Origin of the sequence: Achromobacter deleyi, assembly GCF_013116765.2 — a bacterium.
Classification (GTDB): Bacteria; Pseudomonadota; Gammaproteobacteria; order Burkholderiales; family Burkholderiaceae_B; genus Achromobacter; species Achromobacter deleyi_A.
The window spans coordinates 3,228,115-3,241,654 of record NZ_CP074375.1 but is presented as its reverse complement, the minus strand read 5'-3'; the positions used below and the strand labels follow the sequence as shown (position 1 = coordinate 3,241,654).

The window sequence follows — 13,540 nt, the reverse complement described above, 5'->3', positions numbered from 1 at the left end:
TTTTCTGTTTGATTCAGCGCAATGATCCCACACTTTTTAGGCTTTCAGGTTCAGGGTCATGTCAGCAAAATCCGATACATTAATGCAAACGGTTCTTGTTTGTGTTTTGGAGCCGCTGCCTTCATTTGTGTCTCAAGGATTATGCACATGATCAAGAAAGCCTTGGCGCTGGCCATTGTTGCTTTGAGCGTGTCCGCTGCCCAAGCGGCGGAGTACCCCATCGGCAAGCCGGTAGAAAAGGGTGGCATGGAAATCGGCGCGGTCTACCTGCAGCCGATCGAAATGGATCCTCCCGGAATGATGCGTCCCGCCAAGGACTCCGACGTTCACCTTGAGGCCGACATTCACGCCACCGCCGGCAACAAGACGGGTTTCCCGGAAGGCGAGTGGGTGCCCTACCTGGTCGTGAACTATGAAATCCAGAAGGTCGGCAGCCAGAATGTGCAGAAAGGCACCTTCATGCCCATGGTCGCCAACGATGGTCCGCACTATGGCGAGAACGTCAAGCTGGAAGGCCCCGGCAAGTACAAGCTGAAGTATTCGATCCTGCCGCCGACCGCGGACAAGATGAGCCATTTCGGTCGCCATGTCGACAAGGAAACGGGCGTGGGCCCGTGGTTCGAGCCTTTCGATCTGGAATATGAATTCGTCTACGCCGGCACCGGCAAGAAGGGCGGTTACTGATCGTGCGCCGCCTGCTTCGCGTTATTGCCGCATTGCTGATCGGCCTGGCCGGCGTAGCCGGCATGGCGCCCGCGCAGGCGGACGAGTTGCCCACGTTCACCTTGCGGTTCAAGCCGGACGGCACGTTCGAGCCAGCCACCCTGGAAGTCCCGGCGGGCCGTTTCAAGATTGAGCTCATCAACGAGAGCAATGAGCCGGTGGAATTCGAGAGCATTCCGCTGCGCAAGGAAAAAGTACTGGGACCGGGGGTGAAGTCCTTCGTGGTGATCACCATCTCGCGTCCCGGCGAGTATCCCTTTTTTGATGACTTTCACCAGAGCGTGAAAGGCACCTTGGTCGTCAAGCCCAAGGAATAACGCGGTAGCAAGTCATGGAACAGGTACTTTTCATCGTCTGGCGCGAAAGCGTAGAAGCCCTGCTGGTGGTCGGCATCCTGTATACGTGGCTGCGCGCCACGCCGGAAGGCAAGCGCGGGCTGCCCTACCTGTGGGGCGGCGTCGCGGCGGGACTGGGGCTGGCCGTGGCGCTGGCGCTGGTGCTGCTGGGCGTCTCGTCCTGGCTCAGCGACGAAGGCCAGGAGTGGTTCCAGGCCATCATGTCGCTGGCGGCGTGCGCGCTGGTGGTGCAGATGGTCGTGTGGATGAAGAAGCATGGCCGCACGCTCAAGGGTGAACTCGAGAGCGGCGCGCGGTCTTCGGTCGCCAATGACAACTGGTGGGGCCTGCTGGTGCTGGTGGCCATCGCCGTGGCCCGCGAGGGCAGCGAAACCGTGGTGTTCCTGTACGGCACCGTGTCGGCGGGCGAAGGCGGCAGCGACATGATGATGCTGGCCCTGGCCGGCGTGGCGGGCTTCGCGGTGGCGCTGCTGACGTTCTGGCTGCTGCAACTGGGCGGCAAGCTCATCACGTGGCGCCGTTTCTTCCGCGTGACGGAAATTCTGCTGCTGCTGCTGGCCGGTTCGCTGCTGGTGGGCGGCCTGGATCACCTGATTTCGCTGGATGTCCTGCCGACCATCGTGGACCCCGTCTGGGACAGTTCGTGGCTGTTGAGCGACAGCACCGGTTTCGGCAAGGTGCTTGCCGACTTCGCCGGCTACCGCGCCCTGCCTGCCCTGATCTCGGTCTTGTTGTGGGTGGCTTACTGGATTGTTGTCTGGGCGCTGCTGCGCTGGGTGGGCGGCAAGCCCGCCCCGGTTCCGGCGGCCCGGGGAGCATCCTGATTCCGGTTTTTTGCCGGATGGAATATTTGAAGGTTTGACCATGGCAGCTGCACTCGGGAGGGCAACCTCCCGTATCGCCGACTTTCTCCGTGACCATGCCCCGCTGTTGCGCAAGCTGCAGTGGGGCATTGTCGCGATGTACGCTTTCCTTTTGATCGTGCCGGCGCTGCTGCCGCTGCCGGACAATACGGCGTCGGTTTTCAACAATCTGACGATCGTGGCGCAGTTCGCGTTCTGGGGCGTGTGGTGGCCGTTCGTGCTGATCTCCATGCCGATCCTGGGCCGCGCCTGGTGTGGCTGGCTCTGCCCCGAAGGCATGCTGACGGAATGGGCAAGCGAGCGCGGGCAGGGCCGCGCGATCCCGAAATGGATGCGCTGGGGCGGCTGGCCCTTCGTTGCGTTTGCGCTGACGACGATTTACGGGCAACTGGTCAGCGTTTATCAGTATCCGCTGGCCGTGCTGGCCGTGCTGGGCGGGTCCACGGTGGCCGCCATGATCGTCGGCTGGCGCTATGGCCGCAGCAAGCGGGTGTGGTGCAAGTACCTGTGCCCGGTCAATGGCGTCTTCAACCTGCTGGCCAAGCTGGCGCCCTGGCACTTCAAGGTCGACGAAGAGAAGTGGCGCCATCCGGTCATCCGCATCGAACCCATCAACTGCGCGCCGCTGGTGCCGTTGCGCCACATGAAGGGCGCGGGGGACTGTCACGTCTGTGGCCGGTGCAGCGGCTATCGCGGCGCGATCGCGCTGACGCCGCGTTCGCCCGAAGAAGAGATCGTGCACGTGACCGAGGGCGATCCCTGGCAGACGGCGCTGTTGTGCTTTGGGCTGATGGGTATCGCCATGGGCGCGTTCCTCTGGAGCGCCAGCCCCTGGTACGTGACCGCCAAGCAATGGGCCGCGACCTGGCTGGTTGAACGCGACATCATGTGGCCGCTGATGGATAACGCGCCCTGGTTCATCCTGACGCATTATCCGGACGTGAACGACAGCTTCTCGTGGCTGGATGGCGCGGGCATCCTGATGTTCGTCGTCGGCGCCACGATCTGCGTCGGCGGCGCAAGCTTCCTGTCGCTGTGGATCGCCGACCGCCTGGCGCCCGCGGCGCCTGTGCCGGGCGCGCACGCCACCCGTTGGGGCCGCCCCGGCCTGCACAAGCTGGCCCAGGCCTTGATTCCCTCGGCCGGCATCGGCGTGTTCCTGGGCCTGTCGGCCACCACGGTCAACCTGCTCAAGCACGAAGGCGTGCAAGCCGCGTGGGCCACGCCCGTGCGCTTCACGCTGTTGACCCTGGCGGTGCTCTGGACGCTGCGCCTGTTTGCCCGCCTGCTCAAGCAACGCCAGGCAAGCGTGTTCAGGAAGAGCCTTGCCGGGCTGGTGCTGACGGCGGGTCTGGCGCCGTTCTGTCTGGCCTGGGTGCTGTTCTTCGCAATCTGGTAGGCCGTCTTCACGGGCGCTGCGATAAAGTTGGGGTTGCGCCGGAACCGCCGGCATTTCCCCCACTTTTCGTTTCGCCATGGCCACTTACGCGTTTCGCCTACTCAACGTTTTTGCTTCCTCCACTTTCAGCGGCAATCAGCTTTGCGTGTTCGAAGACGCGCGCGGCATGGACGACGCCACCATGCTGAATCTGGCGGCGCAGTTCAACCTGTCCGAAACCACTTTCATCCTGCCCTCGGACCGCGCGGATGCGCGGGTGCGCATCTTCACGCCGGGCTACGAGATGAAGTTCGCGGGTCATCCCACCATCGGCACCTCGCAGGTCGTGCGCGACCTGCTGCAAACGGGCGATGCGCTGACGCTGGAATTCAAGGCCGGCATCGTGCCCGTGGTGGCCAGCGCCGACGCCTGGACCTTCACCGCGCCATGCCCCGATGGGGTGCGCACGGCCAGGCCCGAGCTGGACCGCGCCGAGATCGCCGGCCTGGTCGGTCTGGGTGCCGATGATCTGCTGGGCGATCCGATCTGGGTGGATACCGGCGCCGACCAGTTGCTGGTGCCGCTGGCCAGCGTGGACGCCGTGCGCCGGGCCGCGCCGGACGCATCCCGGCTGGGCCGCTGGCAAGCCAGCAGCCTGGGCCGCAAGACGCTGTATGTGTTTGCCTTCGACGAAGGCCACGTGCAGGACGGTCGCCAGGTGGTGGTGGCCAGGTACTTTTTCGCCAAAGCGGGCGGGGGTGTCGATGAGGATGCGGGCACCGGTTCGGCCTGCGCCAACCTGGGTGGCTGGCTGCAGCACCGGCAGTACCCGCTGCCGGCCAGCATCCTGGTCCAGCAAGGCGACCAGATGGGCCGGCCCTGCCGCCTGCTGCTGGACGTTTCCGCCGATGGCCGGATCCAGGTGGGCGGACGCGCACTGGAAATCGGCCGTGGCGCCGTGACGCTGTAAGGCCTGGCGGCCATGGCCGCCCGCCCACGAAAAAGCGGCGCCCGTGTCACCACGGGCGCCGCTTTGCTTCAGGCTTCAGTCTGGAACGAGGCCGTCCTTACTTCCTGTTCTTGGCGGGATCGACCTTGATGTTGTTCATGACCTGCTTGACGCCTTCGACGCCGCGCGCCACGGTGGCGGCATGATCGGCTTCAGCGGCAGTGCCCACGCTGCCCGTCAGGGTCGCAACGCCGTTATTGGTTTCCACGGCGATTTCCAGCGCGCTCAGTTGCTTGTCGGCCACGAATGCGGCCTTGACCTTGGTGGTCACGGTGGCGTCGGACGCGTATTCACCCACGGACTGTTTAGGCTTGCCGTCGTTGGCGGCAAAAGCCATGGAAGTGAAGACAGCGCCCGTGCCCAGTGCGGCGGCGGCGATCAGCTTGCGAAGTTCCATAGTAATGCTCCTTGTTAGTGGTGGTTCAGCGCGTTCAAGACGCAAAGGCTTTCAATGAATTCTTGGATACGTGTTCTATTTCTTGCGGAAGGCGCCGCCCAGAATGGACAGCAGTGCCAAAACCAGGAAGACGAAGAACAGGACCTTGGCGATCCCCGCGGCGCCGGCGGCGATGCCGCCGAAACCCAGGACAGCCGCGATGATGGCGATGACGAAGAAAACTACGGCGTAATGCAGCATGTCAGCTTCTCCTGGTGGTTGAACGGATCAGGGATTGCGGTCAAAGAAGTCCCGGACTTCCTTTTGCGCTTCTTCCTTGGTCTTGCCGTAGCGCTCCTGGACCAGGCCAGCCAGGCGTTCGGCGTTCCCTTCCGTACGGGTCAACTCGTCGTCGGTGAGTTCACCCCAGGCCGCTTTGGCCTTGCCCGCTAGTTGCTTCCACTTGCCGGCGATGATGTCGTTATTCATGGTGACCTCTCTGTTTGCTTTGCGGCGTCAGGCTTATGGCCTATAAGTCCTGCAATCGCGGTTGAGTTGGACACTGATCAGCTAGTCCCTACCGTACGAGTCGCGCTGGCGCCCTGTCAAACCTGGCTGTGGGCAAATGTAACTGCGGCGGGTGGTCAAAAAGACGCGATCCGCGACGAGGGAAGCTAGCAGCCGTACTAGATGTGGGAGTTACATTTCAGCAATGTTTTGTCCCCTTTCGAGCGTCGCTCGTAACGGGATCTGCTGAGCAAGCGGGAAGGGCGGTTGGCTCGGCGGGGCGCATGCCGGTATAGTCCTGACGGAACCCGGCTGGCGGTTCGACACGGAAACGGAGAGGGCACGCATGACGAAACGACTTTGCAGCGCTATTTTGCTGGCGCTGGGCGCCATGGCTGCCGTGGGCTGCACGCACGTGACGGACAGGTACCAGGCGCAGGCGCCGGTGGCGTCGCCTCACGGCTAGGCGCTGCATGCAGGAAAAGAAACGGGGCGCCTGAGCGCCCCGTTTTATTTCACCCGCGCGCCTCAGGCTTGCGCGATGCGCTTGGCGATATGGTCCAGTGCTTCTTCCACCTGGTCCACCAGGATCAGGCACAGGTCGCCGGCGTTCAGGCGCGAGAGCGCCGTGTCGATCGCCAGGAATTCGCCGTGGATTTCCTCGATGTGCTTGGTGCGGCTGGCGCCGACCAGGCCCTGCTGCAGCAGCGCCAGCACCTCGCCATCGGCGCGGCCGCGTTGGCATTGGTCCTGGTAGAGCAGCACATCGTCGAAGGCCGAGCCCAGGATCTCCGTCTGCATGCGGATGTCTTCATCGCGCCGGTCGCCCGCGCCGCTGATGACGACCGAGCGCCGCTTGGAGGGCATGGCGTCCACCGCGCGCACCAGCGCAAGGATCGCGTCGGGGTTGTGGCCGTAGTCCGCGATCACCGTCGCGCCGCGATGGTCGAACACGTTGAAGCGGCCGGGGGCGGTCTGGGCATCGTTGACGAAGGTGGCCAGGCCGCGGCGGATGATGTCCCAGTCCAGGTTCAGCGCCCAGGCCGCTGCGATCGACGCCATGGCGTTTTCCACCTGGAACGTGATCGTGCCATTGCGCGTGAGCGGAATCGCGGCCAGCGGGAAGCGCACCTCTTCGGGGCCCTGCGCCGCCACGATCGCATCGCCGTCGCGATACACCGAGCGCAGGCCTTGCGCGCGATGGGTCGCGAGCACGGGGTGGTTGCGGTCTTCGGCGAAGTAGGTGATGGTGCCGGGGCAGCTCGCGGCCATTTCGGCCACGATGGGATCGGCGGCGTTCAGCACGGCCGTGCCCGAGGGATGCACATGCTGGACGATGACGCGCTTGACCACCGCCAGGTCTTCGACCGTGCTGATGTAGCCCAGGCCCAGGTGGTCGCCCATGCCGATGTTGGTGACGATGGCGACGTTGCAGCGGTCAAATGCCAGGCCTTCGCGCAGGATGCCGCCGCGCGCCGTTTCGAATACGGCTGCGTCCACGTCGGGGTGCATCAGCACGCTGCGCGCGCTGCGCGGGCCGCTGCAATCGCCCGTGTCGATGCGCAGGTTGTCCACGTAGACGCCGTCCGAGTTCGTCATGCCCACGCGGTTGCCGGCCGCGCCCAGGAGATGGGCGGTCAGGCGCACCGTCGTGGTCTTGCCGTTGGTGCCGGCGACGGCCACAACCGGAATGCGGCCGTCGTCGCCGTCCGCGTACATGTTCGAGATGATGGCTTCGCCCACCGGACGGCCCTTGCCGAACGAGGGATTCAAGTGCATGCGCAGGCCAGGGGCGGCATTGACTTCCACCACGCCGCCATGCTGGTCTTCCAGCGGGTACTGCACGCTTTCCGCCACGACGTCCACGCCGCAGATGTCCAGGCCAATCATGCGGGCCGCGGACACGGCGCGCGCCGCCATTTCGGGATGGACCTCGTCGGTCACGTCGGTGGCGGAGCCGCCGGTGCTCAGGTTGGCGTTGTTGCGCAGGAAAATCAGCGTGCCGGAAGGCGGCACGGAATCGGCGTCGAAGCCCTGCTTCTGCAGCGTTGCCAAGGCGATGTCATCGAAACGGATCTTGGTCAGCGAGGTAGCGTGGCCGTCGCCCCGCAGCGGGTCCGAGTTGACTTGGTCCACCAGTTGGCGGATGGTCTGGTGCCCGTCGCCGGTGACCTGGGGCGGGTCGCGGCGCGACGCCGCCACCAGCGCGCCGCCCACGACCAGAAGGCGGAAATCGTGGCCGGGGATGTAGCGCTCGACGATGACTTCGGAGCTGATTTCCTCGGCCACTTCGAAGGCCTGGATCACGCGCTCGCGCGTCTCGATGTTGACGGCGACGCCGCGGCCCTGGCTGCCGTCGCGCGGCTTGACCACCACCGGGCCGTTCAGTTCCTGGGCCGCGGCCCAGGCCTCTTCGGCGCTGGTGACGGAACGGCCCATCGGCACCGGCACGCCGGCGGCGTCCAGCAGCATCTTCGTCAGGTCCTTGTCTTGCGCGATGGATTCCGAGATGGCGCTGGTCAGGTCCGTTTCGGCGGCCTGGATGCGGCGCTGCTTGCTGCCCCAGCCGAACTGCACCATGCTGCCCTGGGTCAGGCGACGGTACGGAATGTTGCGCACGACGGCGGCGTTCACGATGGAACCGGTGCTGGGGCCCAGGCGCACGTCTTCGTCCAGTTCACGCAGGCGCTTCAAGGCGTCGCCGATGTCGAACGGGGTGTCGTCCAGCGCGGCGCGCACCAGCGCTTGCGCCAGTTCCATCGCCAGCTTGCCGACTTCTTCCTCGCTGTATTCCACCACCACCTGGAATATGCCGGGCTCGATGGTTGAGGCGGTGCGGCCGAAGGTGACGGGGCAGCCGGCGTGCGCCTGCATCGTCAGCGCGGCGATCTGCAGAACATGGGCGATCGACACCGAGTCCTGGTGGCCTTCCGGGCGCAGCAGCCCGGTTTGCGGCAGCCGCGCGCGCAGGCGGGCTTCGAACTCGGGCAGGTTGTCGATGGAGCATTCGGCGTCGGCGCAGGACACGATGGCCTCGATCGCGGTGTTCTTGCTCCAGAGATTGGGGCCGCGCAGTGCTCGGATACGGGATACTTCCATGGCAGGTATTCCTGTCGTCTAACGCGCGCGCCCGCGGATTGCCGCGGGCGCGCGCGGATATTGTCAGTGTTGCTGAATCCAGCGGCGGACCAGGTCGATGGTGGGGCCGGAGAATGCCTCGTCGGATTGAAGCAGGACGAAGTCTCCCGCCCCGATGCCGTCCAGCAGGCTTTCGATGGCCTTGCCGTGATCGGGCTCTTCCTGGATATCCTTGACTCGGCTGCCTTGCGCCAGGCCCTGGCGCAACAGCGCGCGCGCCTGGCCTTCGGGCCGCTTGCTGCGCACGGTCATGTCGTCATAGAGCACGACACGGTCGAAGGCGTCGCCGAGCAGCTTGCCCTGTTCGATCAGGTCCGCGTCGCGCCGGTCCGCGCCTGCCGAGTAGACCGCGGCGCGCGTCGTCGACGGGAACTGGTCGATCGCGGCGATCAGCGGGCGCAGCGCCGACGCGTTGTGCACGTCGTCCACGACCACCGTGCTGCCGTTGCGCTCGAACAAGGTGAACTGCCACGGAGCGTCCGCCTGGTCGATATCGAAGGTTTCGATGCCGGCGCGGATCAGTTCCACGGGAATATCCAGCGCCCAGGCCGTGCCCACGGCCGCCAGCACGTTCTCGACCTGGAAGGCCACGCGTCCGCCGTGGGTCAGCGGAATGGCGGCCACATCGGCCAGCCGCTCCTCTTGCGAGCCTTGCGCCAGCACGATGCTGCCGTCGCGCACGAACACGGCGCGGCCGTCCTGCTGCAGGTGGGCGGCAATGGCGGGCAACTCGGGATCGATGCCGAAGAAAATCACGGTGCCGTCGCAGAGTTCGGCCATTTCGACCACGCGCGGATCGCGCGCGTTCAACACCGCGGCGCCACTGGGCAGAACCACATCCACCTGGGTGCGGAACACGTTGAACATGCGCTCCGTTTCATTGATGTCGTAGTCGCCCAGATGGTCGGCGTCGTCGATGTTGGTGACCACGCCCACCTGGCAGCGGTCGTAGGCCAGGCCCTGGCCCAGGATCACGCCGCTGTCGTTTTCGATGACGGCGGCATCCACGTTGCGGTTCATCAGCAGCCGCGTGCCCGAGGCGTAGTCGGCGCGGTCGCCCTTTTGCACCAGGCGGCGGTCCAGGTAGAGTCCTTCGCTGCAGGCCAGGCCGGTGCGTTTGCCCGACAGGTGCAGCAGACGCGCCACCAGACGGGCCACGACGGTCTTGCCGTTGGTGCCGGTCACGCCCACGATGGGAATCCGGCCTGCGTCGCCCTCGGGGAACAGGTGGTCGACGATGGCGCGGCCCACCGGACGCGGGGTGCCATCCGCGGGCTTCAGGTGCATCAAGAGGCCCGGGCCGGCGTTGACTTCGACAATGGCGCCGCGCTGTTCATCCAGGGGGCGGGTGATGTCCTCGGCCACCAGGTCCACGCCGGCGATGTCCAGGCCAACGATGCGGGCGGCCAGCGTCACGGTGGCCGCGATGCTGGGGTGGACGCGGTCGGTCACGTCGAAGGCAACGTTGCCGCTGCGCTGCACCAGCACGCGCTGGCCATCGGGCGGCACGCTGTCTTCGGACAGGCCCTGGCGGGCGATTTCCAGGCGGGCGGCGGAATCCAGGCGCACCGGGTTGAGCGGATGATTCTCGGTCCGGCCGCGACGCGGATCGGTGTTGATCTGGCTGTCGATCAGTTCGATGACGGTGGACTTGCCATCGCCCGTCACCCAGGCGGGCTCGCCGGCGGCGGCGGCCACCATGCGGTTGCCGACCACCAGAAGGCGATGCTCGTTGCCCAGCACGAAGCGTTCGACGATCACGCCGCTGCCTTCGTCCACGGCCACGCGGTAGGCGGAAACCACCTCTTCACGCGTTGTCAGGTTGGTGAACACCCCCCGGCCGTGATTGCCGTCATAAGGCTTCACGACCACGGGCAGGCCGATGTCCTCGGCTGCGTCCCAGGCGTCTTCCTCGCTTTTGACCAGGCGGCCTTCCGGCACCGGCACGCCGCAAGTCGACAGGAGTTCCTTGGTCAGGTCCTTGTCGCGCGAAATGCCCTCGGCGATGGCGCTGGTGCGGTCGGTCTCGGCCGTCCAGATGCGGCGCTGGGCCGAACCGTAGCCGAACTGCACGAGGTTGCCCTCGAACAGGCGGATATAGGGAATGTCGCGGTCATCGGCCGCATCCACGATGCAGGCGGTGCTGGGTCCGAGGCAGTGGCGGTCGATCTGGCTGCGCAGCTTCGAGATGGCGGCGGGCACATCGAACGGGCGGTCTTCGATGGCGGCCATGACCAGGTCGCGGGCTTCGTTCAGCGCGGTACGGGTGACCTGTTCCTGCCAGGCGCGCACGACGACCTTGTAGACGCCGCGCGTGGAGGTTTCCCGGGCCTTGCCGAAACCGCCGCGCAGGCCGGCCAGGTTTTGCAGTTCCAGGGTGACATGCTCAAGAATGTGACCGGGCCAGGTGCCTTCTTTCAGGCGGGCCAGAAAACCGCCCCGTACTCCGGGGCTGCAACGGTGCTCGATCAAGGTCGGCAGCCATTCGGTCAGGCGCTCATAAAACCCGGGAATCGTGTTGGAGGGGTAATCCTCCAGTTCTCCGATATCCACCCATGCTTCAAGGACCGGGCGATACGTCCAAATGTTCGGGCCGCGCAAAGCCACGACATCGAGAAATTCAATGTCTTTCTTTTTCATGTTTTAATTTACTTGAGAAGCAGGTTGGCACGCGCGGACGCCCCTATGCAAGACCGCGAATTTATTGGGGTTGCGCCTTTAGAATAATGCCAACGAGTGGGGGATCCCAGATATTCCTAATTAGAAAAATCGGCTGATACTATACGACGCCTTCAAGGCGTGAACTCGTTGTGTTGTAAGGAAGGGACACGTTTGCCGCCGTTGGCGTCAAACCGGTTGCCGCCTAGTAGGGCAGAGTCCTGGCCCGGTATGCGTTCCAATGAAAAAACCACACCTGCTTTCCGGCCTTGCCGATGCTTTTCCTGCCCGCTGGCGGGATGAAATCCGCGCTGAACTGGCGGATGACGAAACCTTGTTGGCCTGGGTCGAAATAGACCTGGATCAGCGTTTGAAGTTCCAACCTGGCCTGATCGCGGTCACCGATCAGCGCTTGCTTGCCCGCAATCCCGACGATACGCGCTGGGAGTCGTGGGCATATGGCCCCCAATTAAAGCTCAACCTGACCGACCATGCGGGCGCCGCCGTGCTGGAGTTGCACGACGAAGCCGGCCGCCTGGCGATCTGGCGCTTTACGCTGGCCCGCAACCCGGCCGCCCTGCGCCTTTTGGCCCAGTTCGAGACCCAGCAGTCCATCCGTTTGTCCGGCTGTCAGGCGGAAGAGCTGGCGGAACGCACCTGCACCATCTGTAATAACGTCATTCCCGCAGGCGAGGAAGAATGCCCTACGTGCAACCAGGAGCAGGCGGCGCCGTCCTCCACCTGGGCGCTGCTGCGGCTGTGGCGTTTTGCCAGGCCTTATCGCGGTCCCTTGCTGGCGGGTTTCTTCCTGACCCTGCTGGGCACGGCCGCCACCCTGGTGCCGCCGTACCTCACCATGCCGCTGATGGACGATGTGCTGATTCCGTTCCAGAACGGCGCGCCAATCGACTATGGCAAGGTCCGCCTCTACCTGAGCGGCCTGCTGGGATCGGCTTTCCTGGCATGGGGCCTGGGCTGGGCCCGGACCTACATCCTGGCCTGGGTCAGCGAACGGATCGGCGCCGACCTGCGCACCACCACCTATGAACATTTGCAGCAGCTGTCGCTGGAATACTTCGGCGGCAAGCGCACGGGCGACCTGATCTCGCGCATCGGCAGCGAGACCGACCGCATCTGCGTGTTCCTGTCGCTGCACCTGCTGGACTTCGCCACCGACATCCTGATGATCGTCATGACGGCGGTCATCCTGGTGACCATCAACCCGTGGCTAGCCCTGGTCACGCTGGTGCCGCTGCCCTTCATCATCTGGATGATCCATGCCGTGCGCGACCGCCTGCGGCATGGTTTCGAGAAGGTCGACCGCATCTGGTCCGAGATCACCAACGTGCTGGCCGACACCATCCCAGGCATCCGCGTGGTCAAGGCGTTTGCCCAGGAAAAGCGCGAGGTCGCGCGCTTTCGCGAAGCCAACAACCGCAACCTGGAAGTCAACGACCGGGTCAACACGACCTGGTCGCTGTTCTCGCCCACCGTCACCCTGTTGACCGAAGTGGGCCTCCTGGTGGTGTGGATCTTCGGCATCTGGCAGGTGTCCCAAAAGCAGATCACCGTGGGCGTGCTGGCCGCGTTCCTGGCATACATCGGGCGCTTTTACATGCGCCTGGATTCGATGAGCCGCATCGTCTCGGTCACGCAGAAGGCCGCGGCCGGGGCCAAGCGCATCTTCGACATCCTGGACCATGTCTCCAGCGTGCCGGAGCCGCAGAACCCGGCCAAGCTGCCGCATATCAACGGCCGTATCGAATTGCGCGACGTGGGCTTCCGCTATGGCAACCGCCAGGTTATCCGCGGCCTGAACCTGACGATCGCACCGGGCGAGATGATCGGCCTGGTGGGTCATAGCGGCTCGGGCAAGAGCACGCTGATCAACCTGATCTGCCGCTTCTATGACGTGTCTGAGGGCGCGGTGCTGGTCGACGGCGCCGACATCCGTTCGGTGCGCGTGGCGGACTATCGCCGCAACATCGGCCTGGTGCTGCAAGAGCCGTTCCTGTTCTTCGGCACCATCGCCGAGAACATCGCCTACGGCAAGCCCGACGCCACGCGCGATGAGATCGTGGCCGCGGCGCGCGCCGCCCATGCGCACGAATTCATCCTGCGGCTGCCGCACGGCTATGACTCGCTGGTGGGCGAACGCGGACAGGCGCTGTCCGGCGGCGAACGCCAGCGCATCTCGATCGCCCGCGCGCTGCTGATCGACCCGCGCATCCTGATCCTTGACGAAGCCACTTCGTCGGTGGACACCACGACCGAAAAGGAAATCCAGAAGGCCCTGGACAATCTGGTGCGCGGCCGCACCACGATCGCCATCGCCCACCGCCTGAGCACGCTGCGCAAGGCGGACCGGCTGGTGGTGCTGGACCGTGGGCAGATCGTGGAGCAGGGACCCCACGAAGATCTGATGGCCCGCGAGGGCGCCTACTATCGCCTCTACCAGGCGCAAGCGCGCCAGGCCGAAGCCGATGCGCAAGCGTCGGGCAGCGAAGACATGGCCGCCGTGGCCTGACGCGG

The 13,540-nt window shown here is 65.0% G+C and carries 11 protein-coding genes; 6 read left to right on the top strand and 5 right to left on the bottom strand.

Annotated features, from left to right (window positions below):
• Positions 1 to 147 precede the first annotated feature (147 nt).
• From HLG70_RS14555 to HLG70_RS14535, 5 genes are all read left to right on the top strand, one after another.
• Positions 148 to 684, top strand: a complete 537-nt coding sequence (locus HLG70_RS14555; protein WP_171664138.1) for an iron transporter — start codon at positions 148 to 150, stop codon at positions 682 to 684.
• 2 nt (positions 685 to 686) lie between these two features.
• Positions 687 to 1,040: a cupredoxin domain-containing protein gene (locus HLG70_RS14550; protein ID WP_349773884.1), complete on the top strand. Its 354-nt coding sequence runs from the start codon at positions 687 to 689 to the stop codon at positions 1,038 to 1,040.
• 14 nt (positions 1,041 to 1,054) lie between these two features.
• A complete protein-coding gene (locus tag HLG70_RS14545) occupies positions 1,055 to 1,903 on the top strand; it encodes an FTR1 family iron permease (RefSeq protein ID WP_171664137.1) in 849 nt (282 codons plus the stop codon).
• Positions 1,904 to 1,943: 40 nt separating this feature from the next.
• Complete coding sequence (locus HLG70_RS14540) at positions 1,944 to 3,341, top strand: 4Fe-4S binding protein (protein WP_171664136.1); 1,398 nt, start codon at positions 1,944 to 1,946, stop codon at positions 3,339 to 3,341.
• A gap of 76 nt (positions 3,342 to 3,417) precedes the next feature.
• A complete protein-coding gene (locus HLG70_RS14535; protein WP_171664135.1) occupies positions 3,418 to 4,290 on the top strand; it encodes a PhzF family phenazine biosynthesis protein in 873 nt (290 codons plus the stop codon).
• A gap of 97 nt (positions 4,291 to 4,387) precedes the next feature.
• Here HLG70_RS14535 and HLG70_RS14530 read toward each other — a convergent pair whose 3' ends face one another.
• The 5 genes from HLG70_RS14530 to cphA (HLG70_RS14510) form a co-directional block, all read right to left on the bottom strand.
• On the bottom strand, positions 4,388 to 4,726 hold the full coding sequence (locus tag HLG70_RS14530) for a BON domain-containing protein (protein ID WP_171664134.1): 339 nt from the start codon (positions 4,724 to 4,726) through the stop codon (positions 4,388 to 4,390).
• Positions 4,727 to 4,801: 75 nt separating this feature from the next.
• Entirely contained in the window at positions 4,802 to 4,966 is a 165-nt protein-coding gene (locus HLG70_RS14525) for a DUF1328 domain-containing protein (protein ID WP_082586272.1), read from the bottom strand.
• A 27-nt stretch (positions 4,967 to 4,993) separates the two neighbouring features.
• Entirely contained in the window at positions 4,994 to 5,194 is a 201-nt protein-coding gene (locus tag HLG70_RS14520; RefSeq protein WP_171664133.1) for a CsbD family protein, read from the bottom strand.
• A 546-nt stretch (positions 5,195 to 5,740) separates the two neighbouring features.
• Positions 5,741 to 8,311 carry a cyanophycin synthetase gene (gene cphA, locus HLG70_RS14515; protein ID WP_171664132.1) on the bottom strand — a complete coding sequence of 857 codons (2,571 nt, stop codon included), beginning with the start codon at positions 8,309 to 8,311 and terminating at the stop codon, positions 5,741 to 5,743.
• Positions 8,312 to 8,374: 63 nt separating this feature from the next.
• Positions 8,375 to 10,990, bottom strand: a complete 2,616-nt coding sequence (gene cphA, locus HLG70_RS14510) for a cyanophycin synthetase (RefSeq protein WP_171664131.1) — start codon at positions 10,988 to 10,990, stop codon at positions 8,375 to 8,377.
• A 259-nt stretch (positions 10,991 to 11,249) separates the two neighbouring features.
• Between cphA (HLG70_RS14510) and HLG70_RS14505 the strand changes: the two genes are divergently transcribed.
• A complete protein-coding gene (locus tag HLG70_RS14505; protein ID WP_171664130.1) occupies positions 11,250 to 13,535 on the top strand; it encodes an ABC transporter ATP-binding protein in 2,286 nt (761 codons plus the stop codon).
• Positions 13,536 to 13,540: the final 5 nt, after the last annotated feature.

Bases quoted from the DNA above. Each gene is read 5' to 3' on its own strand.
- HLG70_RS14555 (WP_171664138.1), top strand. From the start codon at position 148: ATGATCAAGAAAGCCTTGGCGCTGGCCATTGTTGCTTTGAGCGTGTCC.
- HLG70_RS14545 (WP_171664137.1), top strand. From the start codon at position 1,055: ATGGAACAGGTACTTTTCATCGTCTGGCGCGAAAGCGTAGAAGCCCTG.
- HLG70_RS14540 (WP_171664136.1), top strand. From the start codon at position 1,944: ATGGCAGCTGCACTCGGGAGGGCAACCTCCCGTATCGCCGACTTTCTC.
- HLG70_RS14535 (WP_171664135.1), top strand. From the start codon at position 3,418: ATGGCCACTTACGCGTTTCGCCTACTCAACGTTTTTGCTTCCTCCACT.
- HLG70_RS14530 (WP_171664134.1), bottom strand. From the start codon at position 4,726: ATGGAACTTCGCAAGCTGATCGCCGCCGCCGCACTGGGCACGGGCGCT.
- HLG70_RS14525 (WP_082586272.1), bottom strand. From the start codon at position 4,966: ATGCTGCATTACGCCGTAGTTTTCTTCGTCATCGCCATCATCGCGGCT.
- HLG70_RS14520 (WP_171664133.1), bottom strand. From the start codon at position 5,194: ATGAATAACGACATCATCGCCGGCAAGTGGAAGCAACTAGCGGGCAAG.
- cphA (WP_171664132.1), bottom strand. From the start codon at position 8,311: ATGGAAGTATCCCGTATCCGAGCACTGCGCGGCCCCAATCTCTGGAGC.
- cphA (WP_171664131.1), bottom strand. From the start codon at position 10,990: ATGAAAAAGAAAGACATTGAATTTCTCGATGTCGTGGCTTTGCGCGGC.
- HLG70_RS14505 (WP_171664130.1), top strand. From the start codon at position 11,250: ATGAAAAAACCACACCTGCTTTCCGGCCTTGCCGATGCTTTTCCTGCC.